At 71.8% G+C, this 20,749-nt stretch carries 15 protein-coding genes; 4 read left to right on the top strand and 11 right to left on the bottom strand.

Translation table 11 applies throughout. The features are described 5' to 3' along the window. Positions 1-105 precede the first annotated feature (105 nt). The 10 genes from ACFY8O_RS10960 to rsmH all read right to left on the bottom strand — a co-directional run bounded on the left by ACFY8O_RS10960 (position 106) and on the right by rsmH (position 12,895). Positions 106-900 carry a cell division protein FtsQ/DivIB gene (locus tag ACFY8O_RS10960; RefSeq protein ID WP_387900645.1) on the bottom strand — a complete coding sequence of 265 codons (795 nt, stop codon included), beginning with the start codon at positions 898-900 and terminating at the stop codon, positions 106-108. Between the two features lie 49 nt (positions 901-949). Next, positions 950-2,044, bottom strand: a complete 1,095-nt coding sequence (gene murG / locus ACFY8O_RS10955; RefSeq protein ID WP_145802162.1) for an undecaprenyldiphospho-muramoylpentapeptide beta-N-acetylglucosaminyltransferase — start codon at positions 2,042-2,044, stop codon at positions 950-952. Between the two features lie 6 nt (positions 2,045-2,050). Beyond that, the gene (gene ftsW, locus ACFY8O_RS10950) at positions 2,051-3,523 is read right to left on the bottom strand and encodes a putative lipid II flippase FtsW (RefSeq protein ID WP_208765933.1); all 1,473 of its coding nucleotides are present in this window, start codon (positions 3,521-3,523) and stop codon (positions 2,051-2,053) included. Positions 3,524-3,695: 172 nt separating this feature from the next. After that, positions 3,696-5,129 carry a UDP-N-acetylmuramoyl-L-alanine--D-glutamate ligase gene (gene murD, locus ACFY8O_RS10945; protein WP_387900643.1) on the bottom strand — a complete coding sequence of 478 codons (1,434 nt, stop codon included), beginning with the start codon at positions 5,127-5,129 and terminating at the stop codon, positions 3,696-3,698. Beyond that, complete coding sequence (gene mraY, locus ACFY8O_RS10940; protein WP_145802161.1) at positions 5,111-6,181, bottom strand: phospho-N-acetylmuramoyl-pentapeptide-transferase; 1,071 nt, start codon at positions 6,179-6,181, stop codon at positions 5,111-5,113. Before mraY ends, murD begins: the two co-directional genes overlap by 19 nt. Beyond that, positions 6,178-7,596, bottom strand: a complete 1,419-nt coding sequence (locus tag ACFY8O_RS10935) for a UDP-N-acetylmuramoyl-tripeptide--D-alanyl-D-alanine ligase (protein ID WP_387900641.1) — start codon at positions 7,594-7,596, stop codon at positions 6,178-6,180. The genes mraY and ACFY8O_RS10935 overlap by 4 nt, the downstream gene beginning before the upstream one ends. Positions 7,597-7,600: 4 nt before the next feature. Next, positions 7,601-9,331 (bottom strand): UDP-N-acetylmuramoyl-L-alanyl-D-glutamate--2,6-diaminopimelate ligase, encoded by a 1,731-nt coding sequence (locus ACFY8O_RS10930; RefSeq protein ID WP_387900639.1) that lies wholly within the window; start codon positions 9,329-9,331, stop codon positions 7,601-7,603. 16 nt (positions 9,332-9,347) lie between these two features. Further along, a complete protein-coding gene (locus ACFY8O_RS10925) occupies positions 9,348-11,333 on the bottom strand; it encodes a peptidoglycan D,D-transpeptidase FtsI family protein (protein WP_387900637.1) in 1,986 nt (661 codons plus the stop codon). A gap of 4 nt (positions 11,334-11,337) precedes the next feature. Beyond that, positions 11,338-11,880, bottom strand: a complete 543-nt coding sequence (locus ACFY8O_RS10920) for an FtsB family cell division protein (protein WP_387900635.1) — start codon at positions 11,878-11,880, stop codon at positions 11,338-11,340. 49 nt (positions 11,881-11,929) lie between these two features. Continuing rightward, positions 11,930-12,895, bottom strand: a complete 966-nt coding sequence (gene rsmH, locus ACFY8O_RS10915) for a 16S rRNA (cytosine(1402)-N(4))-methyltransferase RsmH (RefSeq protein ID WP_387900633.1) — start codon at positions 12,893-12,895, stop codon at positions 11,930-11,932. A gap of 409 nt (positions 12,896-13,304) precedes the next feature. Between rsmH and ACFY8O_RS10910 the strand changes: the two genes are divergently transcribed. The 4 genes from ACFY8O_RS10910 (at position 13,305) to ACFY8O_RS10895 (ending at position 18,987) form a co-directional block, all read left to right on the top strand. Then, the gene (locus tag ACFY8O_RS10910; protein ID WP_145802154.1) at positions 13,305-13,868 is read left to right on the top strand and encodes a beta-class carbonic anhydrase; all 564 of its coding nucleotides are present in this window, start codon (positions 13,305-13,307) and stop codon (positions 13,866-13,868) included. A 189-nt stretch (positions 13,869-14,057) separates the two neighbouring features. Next, entirely contained in the window at positions 14,058-15,104 is a 1,047-nt protein-coding gene (locus ACFY8O_RS10905; protein WP_387900631.1) for an AAA family ATPase, read from the top strand. After that, positions 15,104-16,462, top strand: coding sequence for a DUF58 domain-containing protein (locus ACFY8O_RS10900; protein WP_387900629.1), 1,359 nt, complete (start codon positions 15,104-15,106; stop codon positions 16,460-16,462). The genes ACFY8O_RS10905 and ACFY8O_RS10900 overlap by 1 nt, the downstream gene beginning before the upstream one ends. Next, on the top strand, positions 16,459-18,987 hold the full coding sequence (locus tag ACFY8O_RS10895) for a transglutaminase TgpA family protein (protein ID WP_387900627.1): 2,529 nt from the start codon (positions 16,459-16,461) through the stop codon (positions 18,985-18,987). The genes ACFY8O_RS10900 and ACFY8O_RS10895 overlap by 4 nt, the downstream gene beginning before the upstream one ends. A gap of 1,164 nt (positions 18,988-20,151) precedes the next feature. On the opposite strand, the gene ACFY8O_RS10890 is transcribed toward ACFY8O_RS10895, so the two are convergent. Further along, positions 20,152-20,556 carry a DUF3040 domain-containing protein gene (locus ACFY8O_RS10890; RefSeq protein WP_145802148.1) on the bottom strand — a complete coding sequence of 135 codons (405 nt, stop codon included), beginning with the start codon at positions 20,554-20,556 and terminating at the stop codon, positions 20,152-20,154. Positions 20,557-20,749: the final 193 nt, after the last annotated feature.

Raw genomic sequence — 20,749 nt, 5'->3', positions numbered from 1 at the left:
GTGGCGCGCATTCAACGAACACGCCGAACCTCCCGTTTTTCTTTTCACCCTATGTGATCACCCGTAGCGCTGACCAACCAGGGGGCTGGCCAGGCCAAACGTGCGTCAACTCTTCGACGCCGCAGGGGCGGTGGGCGCACTCACGTCGAAGTGTCCCGCTTTGGGAGACGCTTTCATGAGAGCGGTGAGCACCCGCGCCTTCACGGGCCCCTCCTCACTGCTCCCCCACATCACCGTGCGACCCCGGGTCAGTTCGAGGACAGCGGAGTCGTACGAGGTGACCCGCACGGACTCGGTCTCCCCTGCCACCTTCCCCGGAAGGTCACCCGCGATGCGCACCGCTTCCCGCACCAGCCGGTCGGTTCCGAAGCGACGCAGACTGGCCGACCGATCCGGCGCCAGTTCCAGCAGAGGTACATGCGGGGGCGCTTTGTCCACGGTGGCGAAGCGCACGCCCTTTGCGTCCACTTCAATGAACTTTTCGCCCTTTTCGACCAGCAGTACCGGCTTTCGTTCGGTCACTTTAAGGCTGATTCCGTGCGGCCATGACCGTACGACATCCACGGAGTCGACACGAGGCAACTTCTGGCGCAACCGGCCGGCGATCGCGCCGGTGTCCACGGAGACCAGCGGGGCGCCGAGCGGGGCGCCCGCCGCCGTCTCCACCTCGGTCCGGGCCAGGACGTCCGTACCCGTGATCGTCACCTGCTCCAGGCGCAGCCAGGACGACCCGTAGAGCACCCAGACCGTCGCGGCGGCCGTCAGCAGCACTCCGGCCGCGGCCAGGACCAGGCGGGTGCGCCCGCTCAGCCGACTCCCCCGCGGGCCGATGTGCGGCGGGCGGGCCGGGGTGTCGGCCCGTTCGGCCCCACCGCGCTGGGCAGTCGTCGGTCCGGCCACGCTCGCTCCTTCGCCGGACCCGGGGCCCTCGCCCCGGGTCCGCACCGCCTCACGCCTGGCGGCGTGCGGCAATCGCCTCGTACACCATGCCGACGAGGAGGTCGTCGGCGTCCCGTCGCCCGAACTCCGCGGCGGCACGGGACATCTCGTACAGCCGGTGCGGATCCGAGAGCACCGGAAGGACGTTGCCCTGGACCCATTCCGGGGTCAGCGCCGCGTCGTCCACCAGCAGACCGCCGCCGGCGTTGACCACCGGCTGGGCGTTGAGCCGCTGTTCGCCGTTGCCGATCGGCAGCGGGACGTAGGCGGCGGGGAGCCCGACGGCGGAGAGTTCGGCGACGGTCATCGCGCCCGCGCGGCAGAGCATCATGTCGGCCGCGGCGTACGCGAGGTCCATCCGGTCCACGTACGGTACCGGGATGTAGGGCGGCATCCCGGGCATGTTGTCGATGCGCGGCAATTCGTTCTTCGGGCCGACCACGTGCAGGATCTGGATTCCGGACCGCTGGAGGAGCGGTGCGATGCGCGTGACCACCTCGTTGAGGTGCCGGGCGCCCTGCGAGCCGCCCGAGACGAGCAGCGTCGGCAGGTTGGGGTCGAGGCCGAAGGCGGCACGCGCCTCGGGACGGACCCGCGCCCGGTCGAGGGTGGCGATGGTGCGGCGCAGCGGGATGCCGATGTAGCGGGCGCCACGCAGCTTGCTGTCCGGGGTGGAGACGGCGACCCCGTGGGCGTACCGCGAGCCGATCTTGTTGGCCAGACCCGGCCGGGCGTTGGCCTCGTGGACGACGATGGGGACGCCGGCGCGCTTGGCCGCGAGATAGCCGGGCAGGGCCACGTAGCCGCCGAAGCCGACCACACAGTCCGCCTTGGTGCGCTCCAGGATCTGCTCGGCGGCCTTGATGGTGCCGCGCAGCCGTCCCGGGACGGTGATCAGCTCGGGTGTCGGCTTACGCGGCAGCGGTACGGCAGGGATCAGTGCCAGGTCGTACCCCCGCTCGGGTACGAGCCTGGTCTCGAGTCCGCGTTCCGTGCCGAGGGCAGTGATTCCCACGGTCGGGTCCTGCCTCCGCAGGGCGTCTGCGAGGGCAAGCGCGGGCTCGATGTGCCCGGCGGTCCCCCCGCCGGCGAGTACGACATGCACCGAAATTCACCGCTCTCCGGACGGACGCTTCGTGACGCGCCGTCTCATCGTCTTCCATCTGACCCCGGGCCTCCGCATGGCCAGGGCCGCTCTCGCCGCAGGGTCCTCTCGCGCGAAGGCGATCATGAGCCCGACAGCGAACATGGTCGGCAGCAGGGCCGAGCCCCCGTAGGAGAACAGCGGAAGCGGGACACCGGCGATCGGCAACAGGCCGAGCACCGCACCGATGTTGATCACGGCCTGCGCCGTGATCCAGGTGGTCACGCCTCCGGCTGCGTACCTCACGAAGGGGTCCTCCGTGCGTCCGGCCACGCGGATACCCGCATAGCCTAGAGCCGCGAAGAGGGCCAGTACCGACAGCGTCCCCGCCAGACCCAGTTCCTCCCCGGTGATGGCGAAGATGAAGTCGGTGTGCGGTTCAGGTAGTTGCCCCCATTTTTCCACACTCGCGCCGAGCCCGGAACCGAACCATCCGCCGGACGCCAGAGCGTAGATTCCGTGCACCGCCTGCCAGCACGAGTCCCCGGGGCCGGGTTCGGAGGCACCGATGCAGCCGAGCCTGGACATCCGGTTGGGGCTGGTCTTGATGAGCAGGAAGCCGATGAGGCCCGCGAAGGCGAGCACACCCGCGAAGAGACGGGTGGGGGCGCCGGCCAGCCAGAGCAGGCCGAAGAGGATCGCCGTGAGGATGATCGCGGTGCCCATGTCGCCGCCCAGCATGATCAGCCCGAGCAGCATGAAGGCGACGGGGACGAGCGGCACGAGCATGTGCTTCCACTGCGTCAGCAGCCGCTTGTCCTGCTTGCGGGCGAGCAGGTCAGCGCCCCACAGGATGAGGGCCAGCTTGCCGAACTCGCTGGGCTGGAGCTGGAAGGGGCCGCCCAGATAGATCCAGTTCTGGTTGCCGTTGACCGACATCCCTATCCCCGGCACCTGCACCAGGACCATCAGGAAGACCGTGCCCATGAGCAGTGGATAGGCCAGCGCCCGGTGGAGTTTGACGGGCATCCTGGAGGCCAGCAGCATCAGCGCGGCCCCGATCACGGCCGCGAGGAACTGCTTGCGGAAGAAGTAGGTGGCGGGCCGGGCGAGCTCCAGGGCCTTGATCATCGAGGCGGAGTAGACCATCACGAGGCCGAGCACGGTGATCAGCAGGCTCGACCCGAGAATCAGGTAGTAGGCGGTCAGAGGGCGGTCCCAGGCCCGTCGTGCCCGCTCGTAGGCCCGCCGCACCCCGGCTCCGCGGCGTGGCCGGGGCTGCTGTGCGCCCCCGCCCCTCGGTGTGCCGCCGCCACCGCGCGGCGCGGAGGGCCTCCGGGGACCGGCGGCGGGCCGGCTCCGCAGGGCGAGCCCCGGAGGGAGGCCCGGGCCCGCGGGCAGCGCACCGGCGAGCAGGGGCGGGGTGAGCGCGCCGCTGATCGCCGAGGCCGCCCGTGAGCGGTCGGCTCCGCGCGCGGCTGAACTCTCGTCGGCCGGCATTGTCGCTGTCCCCTCCACTGCTCGTGCCCGGGGTCCGGCGCCGGGGCGCCGGGGCCCTCGGCGGTGCTGCTCACGGGCGGGCCGGGGACTCCGGCCGCCGTACGGGCCGCCGGTCCCGGTCCCCGCTCCCGCTCCCACTCACCGGGACGGTACGCCGCGGAGGCCGGGCCCGTCAGGCGCTCTCGCCGGAGAGTCCGCGGACCGCGTCCGCGAACGCCTCGCCCCGCTTGTTGTAGTTGACGAACATGTCCATCGAGGCACAGGCCGGGGCCAGCAGAACGGTGTCGCCCGGCTCTGCCAGCCCGGCCGCTTCGCGGACCGCCGCGGACATCGCACCAGTGTCGGTCCGGTCGAGGTCGACCACCGGTACCTCGGGGGCGTGTCGCGCCAGGGCTTCGCGGATCAGCGCCCGGTCGGCGCCGATCAGCACGACGCCCCTCAGCCGCTTCGCGGCCCCGCTGACGAGCTCGTCGAAGGTGGCGCCCTTGGCGAGGCCTCCGGCGATCCACACGATCGGCTCGTAGGCCGCGAGGGAGGCCTCGGCGGCGTGGGTGTTGGTGGCCTTGGAGTCGTCGATGTACGTGACTCCGTCCACGTCGGCGACGTGTTCGATGCGGTGCGCGTCCGGGCGGAAGGCGCGCAGCCCGTCGCGCACGGCGGCGGGCTGCACACCGAAGGCACGGGCGAGCGCGGCGGCGGCCAGGGCGTTGGCGATGTTGTGCGGTGCCGGCGGATTGACGTCGCCGACCTCCGCCAGCTCCTGGGCCTGCTTCTGCCGGTCGGCCACGAAGGCGCGGTCGACCAGGATGCCGTCGACCACTCCGAGCTGCGAGGGCGCGGGCGTACCGAGGGTGAAGCCGATGGCCCGGCAGCCCTCCTCGACGTCGGCCTCGCGGACGAGGTCCTCCGTCGCCCCGTCCTGCGCGTTGTAGACGCAGGCGACCGTGTTGCCCTCGTAGATCCGGCCCTTGTCGGCGGCGTAACCGGCCATGGAACCGTGCCAGTCCAGGTGGTCGGGGGCCAGGTTGAGCACGGCACCCGAGTGGGCGCGCAGGGAGGGGGCCCAGTGCAGCTGGTAGCTGGAGAGCTCGACGGCGAGCACGTCGTACGTCTCGTCGCCGAGCACCGCGTCCAGCAACGAGACCCCGATGTTGCCGACGGCGGCCGTGCGCAGTCCCGCCGCCTCCAGGATCGAGGCGAGCATCCGCACGGTCGTGGTCTTGCCGTTGGTGCCGGTGACCGCGAGCCAGGGCGCGGCGCCGGGCCCCCGCAGCCGCCAGGCGAGTTCGACGTCTCCCCACACGGGGACGCCCGCCTCGGCGGCTGCCAGGAAGAGGGGCTTGTCCGGCTTCCAGCCGGGAGCCGTGACGACGAGCTCGGTGGACCCGGGCAGGGTCGCCCCGTCGCCGAGGCGCACGGTGATCCCGTCCGCCTCCAGCTCCGCGGCCTGGGCGCGCGAGCGCTCGTCGTCGCCGTCGTTGACGACGGTGACGAGGGCACCCCGCTCGTGCAGGGCACGGGCCGCGGGGATTCCGCTCACTCCCAGCCCGGCGACCGTGACGTGCTTGCCCTGCCAGTCCACGTTGCTCACTTCTTGGCTGCCCATCCCGCGTAGAAGAGGCCGAGTCCGACGATCACGCACATGCCCTGGATGATCCAGAAACGGACCACGACAAGGACTTCGGACCAGCCCTTGAGTTCGAAGTGGTGCTGCAACGGTGCCATCCGGAAGACCCGCTTGCCGGTCATCTTGAACGAACCGACCTGGATGACCACGGACATGGTGATCATCACGAAGAGACCGCCGAGGATGGCCATCAGGAACTCGGTGCGGGAGCAGATCGCGAGACCGGCGAGCGCGCCGCCGAGAGCGAGCGAACCCGTGTCACCCATGAAGATCTTCGCGGGTGAGGTGTTCCACCACAGGAAGCCGAAGCAGGCACCCATCAGCGCGGAGGCGACGACCGCGAGGTCGAGTGGGTCGCGTACCTCGAAACACGCCTGGGGGTTGGTCAGGGTGGTGGCGTTGGCGCAGGACTCCTGGAACTGCCACAGCCCGATGAAGGTGTACGCGCCGAAGACCATCACCGAGGCACCGGTGGCCAGGCCGTCCAGACCGTCCGTCAGGTTCACGCCGTTGGACATGGCGAGGATCATGAACAGCGCCCAGACCACGAACAGCACCGGCCCGATGGACCAGCCGAAGTCCTCGACGAACGAGAGCCGGGTGGACGCCGGGGTGTTGCCCCTGAGGTCGGCGAACTGGAGCGAGAGCACGGCGAACGCGATGCCGACGATCAGCTGGCCGGCCATCTTCGCCTTGGCCCGCAGACCCAGCGAGCGCTGCTTCACGATCTTGATGTAGTCGTCGAGGAAGCCGACGAGGCCCATCCCGGCCATCAGGAACAGGACGAGGACGCCGGAGAAGCGCATCTCCTCGCCGGTGATCACCTTCGCCAGGACGTACGCGATGATCGTCGCCAGGATGAAGGCGATACCACCCATGGTGGGCGTGCCCTTTTTACTGCCGTGGGTACGCGGGCCGTCGTCCCGGATGAACTGCCCGTAGCCCTTGCGGGCCAGAAGTTTGATCAGCAGCGGAGTGCCGACCAGGGTCAGGAAGAGCCCTATGGCCCCCGCGAAGAGGATCTGCCTCATCGGACGGCGACCTCGCCCTCGGTCGTCTCCAGCAGTGCCAGGGCGACCTTCTCCAGGCCGACCGACCGGGACGCCTTCACCAGCACGACGTCTCCCGGGCGCAGTTCACTGCGCAACAGGTCGACGGCCGCCTGTGCGTCGGACACGTGCACCGACTCCTCACCCCACGAACCCTCGTTATATGCGCCCAGTTGCAGCCAGGAGGCTTCTCTTCCTCCGACAGCGACGAGCTTGCTGACGTTGAGCCGGACAGCGAGCCGTCCGACCGCGTCGTGCTCGGCGAGCGACGAGTCACCGAGCTCGGCCATCTGACCGAGCACCGCCCACGTGCGCCCCCCGGCTGCCCGTCGGGCCTTGCCCATGGCGGCCAGCGCACGGAGTGCGGCCTTCATGGATTCGGGGTTCGCGTTGTAGGCGTCATTGACGACCGTCACACCGTCCGGACGCTCGGTGACCTCCATGCGCCAGCGGGAGAGGGTGCCCGCCCCGGAGAGCGCATCGGCGATCTCAGTCACGGACATGCCCAACTCATGGGCGACGGCGGCCGCGGCGAGCGCGTTCGACACGTGGTGCTCACCGTACAGGCGCAAGGTCACGTCGCTGCACCCGGTGGGTGTGTGGAGCGCGAAAGCGGGGCGGCCGTCGTCCGTGAGCCGCACGTTCTCTCCCCGTACGTCCGCATCCGGGGCCTCTCCGAAGAGCAGCACCCGGGCTTTTGTGCGGGACGCCATCGCCCGCACCAGCGGGTCGTCGGCGTTGAGGATCGCGGCGCCGTCCTCGGGGAGGACCTCGACGAGCTCGCCCTTGGCCTGGGCGATCGCCTCGCGGCTGCCGAACTCCCCGATGTGGGCGCTGCCCACGTTGAGGACCAGCCCGATCCGCGGCGGCGTCAGGTCGGCGAGGTAGTGGATGTGGCCGATACCCCGCGCCCCCATCTCCAGCACCAGGTGGCGCGTTTCCGCCGTCGCCCGCAGGGCGGTGAGGGGCAGGCCGATCTCGTTGTTGAGGGAACCCGGCGTCCAGACGGTGGGCGCCTTGCGCTCCAGCAGCTGGGCGATCAGGTCCTTCGTGGACGTCTTGCCCGCCGAGCCGGTGAGCGCGACGACGGCGGTGCCGAGGCGCTCGACGACGGCGCGTGCCAGGGCGCCGAGCGCCGACACGACGTCGTCCACGACGATCGCGGGCACCCCGACGGGGCGGGCGGCCAGGACCGCGGTCGCGCCCGCCTCGACGGCGCGCTGCGCGTAGTCGTGGCCGTCGACCCGTTCACCCGCGAACGCGGCGAACAGGGAGCCCTGCTGCACCTCCCGGGAGTCGATGACCACGGGGCCGGTGACGGTGGCGGACAGGTCCGGTACGTCGTACGGCTGCCCGCCGACGATTCCGGCGATCTCGGCGAGGGAAAGGGCGATCACTTGGTCATCCCTGACTGTTGTTCTCATGGGTGTGTACGCGGTCCTGGGGGGTGTGCACGGCGTCCGCGCGTCCCAGGGAGCGCTCGATGGCCTCGCGCAGGACCTTCCGGTCGTCGAAGGGGCGGACCACCCCGTGGACGTCCTGGCCCTGTTCGTGTCCCTTTCCGGCCACCAGCACGGTGTCGCCGGGCTCGGCCCGGGCGACCGCCGCGGCGATGGCCGCGGCGCGGTCGGCGTCGACGAGCACGTCCCCCCGCTCGTGGACGGGCACCTCGGCCGCTCCGGACAGCATGGCGGCGAGGATGGCGAGCGGGTCCTCGGAGCGGGGGTTGTCCGAGGTCAGTACGGCGGTGTCGGCGAGCCGGGCCGCCGCGGCGCCCATCGGGCCGCGCTTGGTCGTGTCACGGTCACCACCGCAGCCGAGCACGATGTGCACCCGGCCCTCGGTGACCTTCTGCAGGGAGCGCAGGACGGACTCGACGGCGTCGGTCTTGTGCGCGTAGTCGACGACCGCGAGGTACGGCTGGCCCGCGTCGACGCGTTCCAGCCGCCCGGGGACACCGGGGACAGCCGCGACACCGTCGGCGGCGATCTGCGGGTCGACGCCCGCCACGGCCAGGGTGACGATCGCCGCGAGGGTGTTGGCCACGTTGAAGGGGCCGGGCAGCGGGGCCCTCGCGGTGATCCGCTCGCCCTTGGGGCCGATGACGGTGAAGGTGCTGTCCTGAGGGCCGACTTCGACGCCCTCGGCCCGCCACTCGGCGTCGGGGTGGCCCTCCGCGGAGAACGTGACGACCGGGACGGACGCCTCCTCGACCAGCCTGCGGCCGTACTCGTCGTCGAAGTTGACGACACCGAGCTTGCTGCGCTCCGGAGTGAACAGCTGGGCCTTGGCCTGGAAGTAGTCCTCCATCCCGGAGTGGAACTCCATGTGCTCCGGGCTGAGGTTGTTGAAGACGGCGACGTCGAAGACGCAGCCGTCGACCCGGCCGAGCACCAGGGCGTGGCTGGAGACCTCCATGGCGACCGCCTCGACGCCGCGTTCGCGCATGACGGCGAACAGGGCCTGGAGGTCGGTGGCTTCGGGGGTGGTGCGCTCCGACTTGATGCGCTCGTCGCCGATCCGCATCTCGACGGTGCCGATCAGCCCGGTGCTGCGTCCGGCGCCGCGCAGGCCGCCCTCGACCAGATACGCCGTGGTGGTCTTGCCGGACGTTCCGGTGATGCCGATCTGGAGGAGGCCGACGCCGGGCCGTCCGTAGATCTCCGCGGCGAGGTCCCCCATCCGGCCACGCGGGTCGTCGGTCACGAGGACCGGGAGGCCGGTGGCGGCGGCGCGCTCGGCGCCCGCCGGGTCGGTGAGGATGGCGGACGCGCCGAGGCCGGCGGCCTGTGCGGCGAAGTCCGCGCCGTGGAAGCGGGCACCGGGCAGGGCCGCGTACACGTCTCCGGGGCGCACGGCGCGGGAGTCGTGGGTGATGCCGGTGACCTCACCGGCATCCTGCGGTTCTGCGCCGAGCCGGGCTGCCAGCTCTCCGAGGGGGGTCGGCCTGAGCCGGTCCGGTCGGGGCGCTCCCGGGTAGTTCACAGGCGCGTCCTTCTGAGTGGTTTGGCACTGATCAGCGTGGGGCACGGCGGTGAGCGTACCGGGCGGACCCGGCCTCTCGCGAAGTGAGGGGCCGGGGTTGCGGCACTTCTCGTTCCGGTTCCCGGGATCAGGCGTGATGGTCGTCACTGAGGGTTCTCCCGAGTCACTCGCCGGGCTTGAAGGACACCGGCAGCCGGGCGGGGTCGCTGCCGGAGGGAGGGGTCTGGAGGGTCTTGAGGGCGAACTCCATGACCTTCTTGTAGATCGGGCCGCAGATCTGGCCGCCGAAATAGCTGCCCTTGGTGGGGTTCTGGATGGCGCAGTAGACGGCGATCTGCGGGTCGTCGGCGGGTGCGAAGCCGGCGAAGGAGGCGGTGTAGCCCTTGTAGACGCCGCGTACGGGGTCGACACGGTTGGCCGTGCCGGTCTTGCCCGCGACCCGGTAGCCCTGGATGTGGGCCTTGGTGCCGGTGCCTTCCCGGTCGTCCACGACTGACTCCAGCATCTTCGCCAGGGTCCTGGCCGTCTTCTCGCTGACCACCCGGGTGCGTTCGGGGGCGTCCGACGCGCTGTAGTTTCCGTCCGCGTCCTTGGTGCCGCGGACCAGGGTCGGCTCGATCCGGACCCCGCCGTTGGCGATCGTCTGGTAGACCGATGCGGCCTGCATGGCGTTGAGCGAGAGTCCCTGGCCGAAGGGGATCGTGTACTGCTGCGAGGTCGACCAGTCCTGCGGCTTGGCGAGGATGCCGGGCGACTCGCCCGGGTAGTCGAGTCCGGTGGTACTGCCGATGCCGAACTTGCGCAGGTAGGAGTAGAGGACCTTGTTGGCCTCGGCCTGTGTCTTCCCGAGCTGCCCGGTGGCCAGGATGGTGCCGATGTTGCTCGACTTGGCGAGTACGCCGTTGAGCGTGAGGTACCAGGTGGGGTGGTCGATGTCGTCCCGGAAGAGCCGGTCGCCCCGGTGCAGCCGGTTGGGCACGGTGACGTGTGTCCCCGGCGTCGCGGCCCCCTCCTCCAGTACGGCGGCCATCGACATGACCTTGCTGGTGGAGCCCGGTTCGTACACGTCCTGGAGCGCGGCGTTGCCCAGGGCCGTCGCGTCGCTCCGCGTGAGGTCGTTCGGGTCGTATCCGGGAGCGTTGGCCATGGCCAGGACCTCACCGGTCCTGGTGTTCTGCACGACCACGTAGCCGCGGTCGGCCTTGGACTTCTCGACCTGGTCGGCGATGGCGCGCTGGGCCGCCCACTGGATGTCGCGGTCGATCGTCAGCTCGACGTCGGTGCCCGCGACGGCCGGGATCTCGGTGGAGCCGGCCGTCGGCACGGGCCGGCCGCCCGCCTGGGCGTAGCGGATCTTGCCGTCCTCGCCCTGGAGCTGCCCGTTCAGCTGTGCCTCCAGGCCCCCGCCGCCCTTGCCCTCGGCGTTGACGAACCCCAGTATCCCGGCGGCGAGGCCGCCGTTCGGGTAGACCCGCTTGGTGGTGGGCTCCTGGAGGACTCCGGCCAGCACGTTGGCCCCGGGGCCCCCGGCGGCCCTGTCCTCGGCGGCCTTCTCCGCGAAGACGGACTTGAGGTCCTTGATCTGCTTCCAGACCTGTGGGGTCTGGCGGCGTGCCAGGACGGTGTAGCGGCTTTCGGGGGTCGAGAGCTTCTTCGCGATCTCCGCCTCGTCCTTGCCGAGGATCGGGGCGAGCAGCGCCGCGGCCTGCTGCGGGGCGTCCGGCGCCTTGCTGTCCTCGGGGGTGAACAGCTTCGGGTCGGCGGTGATGTCGTGCGCGTCGACGCTGGTGGCCAGGGCGATACCGCTGCGGTCGGTGATCTCGCCGCGTTCGGCGGCGATCGTGTACTCGAGGTAGCGGTTCTTCTCGGCCTTCGCGGCGTAGGTGGCGGCGTCGACGGCCTGGACCTGGAGGAGCCGTACGACGAACGCCAGCATGACGAGGGTCAGGCAGAGGCTGATCAGGCGCAGCCTGGGGCGTGGGCTGCCCAGCCGGATGGACTGCGGGGAGCCGCCCCGCGGCTTCCGGGCCGCGGCCGGCCTCCGCTGAGCCGGACGGCCGGCGGGCCGGGGACGTCCCGATCCGCCCGTGGCGTTACGGGGGCGCGCCGGGCCGGGTACGCGACGGCGCGGCGGTTCCTTGGACGGCACTGCGTCACCTGCCGGGGCTGGTCGGGGGCGATGTCGAGGGCGAGGGGGTGGAGGTCGCGGAGGGCGCCGGGGTGGACGCGGAGGAGGCCGGTGAGGGGGACCCGGACGGGGGGGCCTGGGCGGAGGGCCCGGCCGCGCCCGTCCCGGGTGCGGGGGCGGCGGGGGCGGGGGAAGGCTCCGCGGTGGCGCGCTCCGGCACACCGCGGACGGTTCCGTCCGGGTTCAGGAAGGCGGGACTGCCGCCGGGCACCATGCCGAGCTCCCTGGCCCGGCGTTCCAGCGCGTCGGGCTCCGAGTAGCTGTCCACGTCGCGCTGGAGGGCCTGCTGTTCGTCGGTGAGCTCGGTGGTCTCGCGCTCGAGCTTGCTGAGCCTGAACGATCCTTCGTTGAGCGCCGAGTTCAGCAGGAGGAGCGAGATCAGGCCACCGGCGAGCAGCAGCACGACCAGCAGGACGAAGGGGGTGCGGGCGGCGGTGCTCGGTCCCGACGGCATCAGCCGCGCGAGGCGGCCGGCCCGCCCCTTCATCTGCTCGGCCGTCCCGGTCACCGCGCCGCCACCGCCCTCGCCGGCGTCCGGCCGGCCGGGTGGGGGGCGCTCATCGCTCCTCCTCGCGGATCCGCTGGGCCCCGCGCAGCCGGGCGGGGGCGGCACGCCGGTTCTCGGCGACCTCCTCCTCCGTGGGCAGTTCTGCGCCGCGCGTGAGCAGCTTCAGCCGGGGCTGGTAGCGCTCGGGGACGACGGGCAGTCCGGGCGGTGCCGTGTTGGCGGCGCCGGCGGCGAAGACCTGCTTGACGAGCCGGTCCTCCAGCGAGTGGTAGGAGAGGACGGCGATCCGGCCACCGACGGCGAGCGTGCCCACTGCGGCCGGAATGGCCCGCTCCAGCACGGTGAGTTCGCCGTTGACCTCGATGCGCAGGGCCTGGAAGGTGCGCTTGGCCGGATTTCCTCCGGTGCGCTTGGCGGCCTGCGGCAGCGAGTCGCGGATGAGCTCGACGAGGCGGGCGCTGTTGGTGAAGGGTTCCTTCGCGCGCTCACGCACGATGGCCGACACGATGCGCTTGGCCTGCTTCTCCTCGCCGTAGGCGCGCAGGATCCGCACGAGTTCACCCGGCGGGTAGGTGTTGAGGACCTCGGCCGCGCCGATCCCGGTCGTCTGGTCCATGCGCATGTCGAGCGGCGCGTCCTGGGCGTAGGCGAAGCCGCGGTCGGCCTCGTCCAGTTGCATGGAGGAGACCCCGAGGTCGAAGAGCACGCCCTGGACCTTGGGGATGCCCAGCCGTTGGAGCACCTCGGGCAGCTCGTCGTAGACGGCGTGCACCAGGGTGGCCCGGTCGCCGTACGGTGCCAGGCGCTCGCCGGAGAGGCGCAGCGCCTCCTTGTCACGGTCCAGGGCGACGAGCCGGACGGCGGGGAAGGCGGCGAGCAGGGCCTCGCTGTGCCCGCCGAGCCCGAGGGTGCAGTCCACGACGACCGGGGGCCGGGGTCCCGTCGCCTCCAGAGCCGGGGCCAACAGGTCCAGGCATCGCTGGAGCATCACCGGGACGTGTCGGGTCTGGCTCAAAGCGCCCTCTCAGGCTCTGTCCCGTGATGGCCGCACGTGCGGTCTGGTCCCCGCCCGCTCGGAAGGGGAGGTCCGCCGGCGCCGGGGAAGGGGCGTCGGCCGACCGGCGAGCGGGAGAGGGCCGGGCCGCATGTACGCCGCACATCACAGGAGCTCGAAGAATGTAAAAATATGCAGAATGTGCAGGCGTGTCGGTAACTTCGCGTCACTTTAGTCCACCCTGCCATCCGATCCATTCCCGATCAACGAACGGCGCTGCGCGTCGTACCGTCGCCGCGGTCCGGAGAACCTCACCCGGTCGGGTGTCCTCGCGTGAGGCTTGTGGGTTACCTCACAACAAGCCGCGTTGACGTTCTTTGTCCCCTTCGACAGCACGTCGGCGGCGATCGCGAGGGATAACGTCATGGTTATGTCGACTTCTGCGCAGCCTTCCGCCGAGACCGATTCCCCCGCCACCTCCGGCACCCGGGCCGGAGAAACAGTGACCGACCGGCTGGTCGACCTGAACACGCGTTACGCGGAGGCGTTCACCGACCCGGGCATGGACGCCCGGCCGGTCCTGAAGGTCGCCGTCGTCGCCTGCATGGACGCCCGCCTCGACCTCCACCGGGCCCTGGGCCTGGAGCTGGGCGACTGCCACACCATCCGCAACGCCGGCGGCGTGGTCACCGACGACGTCCTGCGGTCGCTGACGATCAGTCAGCGTGCGCTCGGCACCCGCAGTGTCATCCTCATCCACCACACGAACTGCGGCATGGAGTCCCTCACCGAGGGCTTCAGGCAGGAGCTGGAGCTCGAGGTCGGGCAGCGCCCCGCCTGGGCCGTGGAGGCCTACACCGACGCCGACCAGGACGTGCGGCAGTCGATGCAGCGCGTACGCACGTCCCCCTTCCTCCTGCACACGGACGACGTGCGCGGTTTCGTCTTCGACGTGACCACCGGCAAGCTGCGCGAGATCCTCCCGGCCTCCTGAAGTCCCCGACATACGGACCACATCCGGCATATCGCCCCCAGTTGTCCACAGGCGAGTGACACGAAGCGGTAACGGCAACAAGAATGCGGGTGTGACATCTCTCCGGGTCCTCCGGAGAGTGTCCGTATTTCGGAGCGGGCCGGGCGGCTCTGTGCGTCGGCCCGTGCACAAGGGGCCGAGGAGGGCCGGGTGACGACCTATGACGATCGAGCGAGCCTCACAGATCTGACCACGACAGCGGAGCGGGTGCGCAGGTCGGTCGAGGGTGTGATCGAGGGCAAGCCTGAGGTCGTTCGGCTTTCGCTGACCGTGCTGCTGGCCGAGGGGCACCTCCTCATCGAGGACGTGCCCGGGGTCGGCAAGACGATGCTGGCCAAGGCGCTGGCACGGTCCATCGACTGCTCGGTCCGGCGCATCCAGTTCACCCCCGACCTGCTGCCCTCCGACATCACCGGGGTGTCGATCTTCGATCAGCAGCGGCGGGACTTCGAGTTCAAGCCCGGCGCGATCTTCGCCCAGATCGTGATCGGCGACGAGATCAACCGCGCCTCGCCCAAGACCCAGTCGGCGCTGCTGGAATCGATGGAGGAACGGCAGGTCACGATCGACGGCCAGACCTACGAGCTGCCCGATCCGTTCATGGTCGTCGCCACCCAGAACCCGGTGGAGATGGAGGGCACGTATCCGCTGCCGGAGGCTCAGCGCGACCGCTTCATGGCCCGTGTCTCGATCGGGTACCCGAGCGCCGAGGCCGAGCTGCAGATGCTCGACGTGCACGGCGGAGCCTCGCCGCTGGACGACCTGCAGCCGGTGGCCCACGCCCACGACATCGTGAAGCTGATCGAAGCGGTGCGCACGGTCCACGTGGCCGAGTCCGTCCGGCGGTACGCCGTGGAGCTGGTGGGCGCGACCCGGCGCCACCCGGATCTCAGACTCGGGGCGTCTCCGCGCGCGACCCTCCACCTCCTTCGCGCCGCCAAGGCCTCCGCAGCGCTCGCCGGGCGGGACTACGCCCTCCCCGACGACGTCCAGGCCCTCGCCGTCGCGGTGCTCGCCCACCGCCTGCTGCCCACGGCACAGGCGCAGCTCAACCGCCGTACCTCCGAGCAGGTCGTGCTCGACATCCTCCAGCGCACCCCGGTGCCGACCGCGGGCGGTACGGCCGCCCCGGCACAGCCGCAGCACCGGCCCGGCAGCCCGGTCTACGGCCCGCAGCCCGGCGCCCGGCGGCTGTGATGACGGCCGGAGAGCCCGGCCCCGTGGACGACGGCGACGACAAGGGCGGCCTGCGGGCCGCACTGAGCGGGCTGACGACCCGGGGCCGGTCGTTCCTCGCCGCCGGGGTGGCGGCGGCCGGCTGCGCCTACGTCCTCGGCCAGGGCGATCTGCTGCGGGTCGGCCTGCTGCTGGCGGTGCTCCCCCTGGTCTGCGTCGTCGTGCTGCACCGCACCCGCTACCGGGTGGCGGGCAGCCGGCGGCTGTCGCCGTCCCGGGTGCCCGCCGGCTCGGAGTCGCGGGTCCATCTGCGTATGGAGAACGTGTCGCGGATGCCCACGGGCCTGCTGATGCTCCAGGACCGCGTGCCGTATGTCCTGGGCCCACGGCCCCGGTTCGTACTGGACCGGGTGGAGGCGGGCGGCGTCCGCGAGGTGTCCTACCGGGTCCGGTCCGATCTGCGCGGGCGCTATCCGCTGGGACCGCTCCAGCTGCGGCTCAGCGACCCCTTCGGCATGGTCGAACTCACGCGCTCCTTCAGCGCCTACGACACCCTCGTGGTCGTCCCGCGCACCGAGCCGCTCCCGGCACTGCGACTGGCCGGGGAGGCCTCCGGGTACGGCGACGGGCGGCAGCGTTCGCTGGCGCTGGCAGGCGAGGACGACACCATTCCGCGCGGCTACCGCCACGGCGACGACCTCCGGCGGGTGCACTGGCGCTCCACCGCTCGTTACGGCGAGCTGATGGTGCGCCGGGAGGAACAGCCCCAACGCGCCAGGTGCACGGTGCTCCTGGACACCCGGCGGATCGCCTACCAGGGCGCCGGGCCCGGGTCCGCCTTCGAATGGGCCGTGTCCGGGGCGGCGTCCGCGCTGCTCCACATGCTGGAGCGCGGCTTCGCGGTGCGGCTGCTCACGGACGACGGGACCACCGTGCCGGGCGAGACCGCCGAGGGCTACGCGGGCTCGACCCAGGACTCCGCGGATTCGGCGGGCCTGATGATGGACACCCTGGCGGTCGTCGACCACTCCGACGGCGGGGGTGTCTCCCGCGCCTACGACGTGCTCCGGGGAAGCGGCGAAGGGCTGCTGGTCGCGTTCTTCGGCGATCTCGACGAGGAGCAGGTGACGGTGGCGGCCAGGATGCGTCAGCGCGCCCGCGGAGCCGTCGCCTTCGTGCTCGACGGCGACGCGTGGGCGCGCGGCAAGGACGCCGCTCCGGCGGCGCCTTCCGCCGAGCGCCTGCGGGTGCTCCGGGAAGCGGGATGGACAACGGTGCCGGTACCGCCCGGGGCGGAGCTGACCAGGCTGTGGCAGCAGGCGGGGCAGGAGCACTCCGGCGCCGGTTCGACGACAGGGCTCTCCGGGGGATGGTCATGAGCGGTCGTACGCGACTGGCGCTGTGCGCCTTCGTCGCCACGATGCTGGCGGCGGGGGCCTTGCTGCCCCTGGTCGAGACATCGAAGTGGGTGCTGCAGGCCGGCTTCCTGCTGGGCGTCCAGACCTGTGTGGGCGCGCTCGCCCGCAGGATGCGCCTCGCACGGATCCTGACGGTCTCCCTCCAGGTGCTCGTCACCCTCCTGACGCTCACCATGGCGTTCGCCAGGGAGCACGCCCTCTTCGGGGTGCTGCCCGGTCCTCAGGCGGTCCAGCGGCTCGCCGACCTGCTGGCCGCGGGCGCCGACGACGTCAACAGGTACGCCATCCCCGCACCCGCGACGGACGGCATCCGGCTGATGCTGATCGGCGGGGTGCTGCTCATCGGGCTCGCCGTGGACCTCCTCGCGGTGACCTTCCGTACCGCCGCACCGGCCGGTCTGCCGTTGCTCGCCCTCTACTCGGTGGCGGCCGGGCTCTCCGAGGGCGGGGCGGGGTGGATCTGGTTCACCCTCGCGGCCTGCGGATATCTGCTGCTCCTGCTGGCGGAGGGCCGGGAGCGGCTGTCGCAGTGGGGGCGGGTGTTCGGCGGTGTGTCCCGTACGTCGAACAGTCTGGCCGCCGGGCTGGACGGGTCGTCCGGACGCCCGCTCGCCCCGGTCCGGACGGGGCGGCGCATCGGAGCGGTGGCCCTGGGTGTCGCGCTGGCCGTGCCCGCCGCTCTGCCCGCGCTGGACGGCGGGCTCCTCGGTGGTACGGGCGGCGGGAACGGCCGGGGAGGAGGCGGCGGGACGATCTCGGCGGTGAATCCGCTGGTCTCCCTGCAGAACAACCTCAACCAGGCGGAGAACCGCGAGGTGATGACGTATCGCACCAACTCCGCGAGCCCTCAGGACTTCTACCTGCGCATCCTGGCGCTGGACCAGTTCAGCGGCGGCGAGTGGCGTCCCTCGACCCGCCGGCTGAGCGACGTACCGGACCGGCTGCCGCAGCCGACCGGGCTGGGCACGGATGTCTCCGTCACCGAGATCCGGACGAACATCTCGGCCTCCCGCTCGTACCAGCAGACGTATCTGCCGCTCCCCTACCCGGCGAGCGAGGTGAACGTCCAGGGCCGCTGGCGGTACGAGCCCGAGGGGCGCACCCTCGTCGGTGACGACGGCCAGACCACGGGCGGCGCCCGCTACGAGGTCAGCAGCCTGGTGGTGGAGCCCACGGCCTCGCAGCTGGGTGAGGCGAGGGCAGCGCGGTCGGAGCTGGTCCGGGAGTACACCCGGCTTCCCGCGTCGCTGCCCGACGTGGTCGAGGACACCGCCGAGCAGGTCACGGAGGGTGCGGCCAACGACTACGAGCGGGCCGTGAAGCTCCAGGACTGGTTCGCCTCGGAGGGCGGCTTCCGTTACGACACGACGGTGACCTCGGGGACCGGCACGGCGGCGATCGAGCGGTTCCTGAAGGACAAGGAGGGCTTCTGCGTCCACTTCTCCTCCACCATGGCCGCGATGGCCAGGGCCCTGGGGATTCCGGCCCGGGTGGCGGTGGGCTTCACGCCCGGCACGGCACAGGCCGACGGTTCGGTGTCGGTGGGGCTGCGGGACGCGCACGCCTGGCCCGAGCTGTACTTCGAGGGCGTGGGGTGGACCCGCTTCGAGCCCACCCCGTCCCGCGGGAGCGCCCCCTCGTACACCCGGCCGGACGCGCCCTCCCAGGACCCGAGCGATCCTGCTCTGCCCACGGACGACGCTTCGGTGGCACCCACGGCCGCGCCCTCCGCGACGGAGTCCTGCCCGGTTCAGGAGCGCCGGCAGGGTCAGTGCGGTGCGGCCGCGGTTCCCGGCGCGGTGGATTCGTCCGATCCGGGGACACCGGCCGGTGTGGTGGCTTTGTGGGTGCTGGGTTCCCTGGTGGTGCTGGCGCTTCCGCTGCTGCCGATGCTCTGGCGGCTGCGCGTCCGCAGGCGGCGACTGGGCGCCTTCGGCGGTACGAGTCCCACGGACGACGCCATCGGCGGTGCCGCCGGGACCGGGGGTGGCCCGGACGGAGCGGCGCCCTCGACGGGCCGCGGCGCGCGTCGGGGCTCCTCCGGACGCACGGCCGCCGATGCCACTGTTCGGGTGATGACGGCTTGGCGGGAGCTGACCGACACGGCCTGGGACCACGGCATCGTCCCGGACGAGTCGCAGACCCCGCGCAAGGCCGCGGCCCGTGTCGTACGGCTCGGGGGCCTCGACGGAGCGGCGGCCTCGGCGGCCCACCGGCTGGCGGGTGCGGTGGAACAGGTCCTCTACGCGCCGACGCCCCGCGTGGCCGGCGGCTCGGCCCAGGACGTGCGGGAGGTGCGGGAGGGGCTGTGGGCCGCAGCCGGCCGTTGGGGCAGGGTGCGGGCGACGCTGGCACCCCGCTCCGCCGTTCGGGTGATCTGGGCGATGTCGGAGGCCCGGGCGGAGCTCGGCCGGAGGTGGTCGGAACGGCTGGGCCGTGACCGCTGGGCAGCACGACTGCGCAGGGTGTCACGACAGGAGGGCTGACTCCGGGCCCGGGCCTAGTCGGGGCTGGTCGCGCACGGGGGCCGGGCACGAGTCGGGGCTGGTCCCGAGTCGGGGCTGGTCCCGCACGGGGCCCGGGCCCACACCGGGGCCCGGACTCCCGCCCGTGGGCTGCCGCACGTGGAAGCCCGCTTCGCCCCCTCGCGCCCTCGCGCCTCGGCGCCTGGGTACCTCGGCTACTCCCGGTTTCCGCTGCGCCGGTCTGGCTGCTGCTCCTGGCCCGGGCTGCTCCCGAGCGTGGGGTGACGGGCTGCCGGGTCGAGGGGCGGAGAGGCTGAGGAACGGACGGGCTGCTCCCGAGCGTGGGGTGACGGGCTGCCGGGTCGAGGGGCGGAGAGGCTGAGGAACGGACGGACTGCCGGGGGCGGGACCGACGGCCTGTGGAACTCGCTGCGGCTGTCCAGGGACCCTGGGGGGCGCAGCCGTCGCCAGGAGCCCAGGAGGTCGCAGCCGCTGCCTGTGGGTGGTCGCCGCCTCTGCGGCAGGGCCTCCGCGCTCGCCTCCGGCCGCCGGGGGCGCCTGGGCGCTCGCCCTCGCTGCCCCGAAGGGCCTGAGAACTCGCTGCCGCTGTCCGCGCTCCGGACTCCCGAGGGCTCAGGCTCTCCGAGCGGCCAGGGCCGGGGCTCTCCCAGCTCACGTGGCCCGCCGCGACCCAGGGATCCACCGGCTCACGCCCCAGGCCCACGGCACGGCCGGTACGGGCACCAGGGCAGTCTCCGCAGTCCCCCTGCCGGCGCCCGAATTCTGCTCCCCGCCACGGCCCACCCCGGTAGAACCTGGCCGACCCCCTGAATGGGAGCCCGGTGGCCCTTGTGGAACCCGCCCACGCGGGCCCTTGCCGACCCGCGGTGGGCCCTTTCTCAGGCCTCCGGGGCCGAGAAGCCGATGGGGCCGGCCGCCCTCGTGAGGCCGCTGTCGCCCGCTGGGGCCATGGGTGACCGCTCGGCGGCTTGGACCCGGGAAGGCCGCTCGGCCCGCCCGGGAAGGCCCGCCGGCCCAGGTCAGCCCTCCCAGGCGCGTACCGGCAACGCGTGAGGGGCGGTCGCATGGTGCGACCGCCCCTCACGTGGGTCCAGCGTCAAGTTCTCGTTGTGTGCACGCCACATCACCGGCCGGGGGACGTCCACCGGCCAGGACGCTCAGCGCTCACTGGCCCTGTTCGTCGCGGCGGCGCTGCCACCGCTCTTCGATCCGGTTCATCATCGACCGGCGCTGCCTGGGGTGTCGGCGTTCGCCTCCACCCCCGCTCGCACTCCCGGCCGGCTGTTGCTCACCGGGCTTGGGCGCTTTGCGCCACCCGGTGACCGCCAGCACGGCGCAGCCCAGCATGACGAGGAATCCCGCCACGCTGACCCAGGTCTGCTGGAAAACCATTCCGGCCATGAGGAGCGCGATACCCACCAGAAAGCCGGCCACCGCCTGGTAGACCCGTCGCCGGGTGTACCTGCGCAGCCCGCTTCCCTCAAGCGCTGTAGCGAACTTGGGATCTTCGGCGTACAGCGCTCGCTCCATCTGCTCGAGCATTCGCTGCTCGTGCTCCGAGAGCGGCACGGAGTCCTCCTCGTCGTCGGCCGCGGGGGCGACCGGTATGCGGCCCTTCCAGGATAGGCAGGGATTCGCCCCCGTGAAACCCGCCCTCTAGCCATAGCCAGTCCGGACCGCCATGTCGGCTCGGCTGCTGAGGCGTAGATTCCCCGACCTCCGATCCGTCATGCCGGATGGTGTCACCCGATCATACGGGGCT

Source organism: Streptomyces argenteolus (assembly GCF_042902585.1).
GTDB classification, from domain to species: Bacteria; Actinomycetota; Actinomycetes; order Streptomycetales; family Streptomycetaceae; genus Streptomyces; species Streptomyces argenteolus.
The sequence above is the reverse complement of the archived record's forward strand: the minus strand, read 5'-3'. Positions and strand labels throughout refer to the sequence as shown.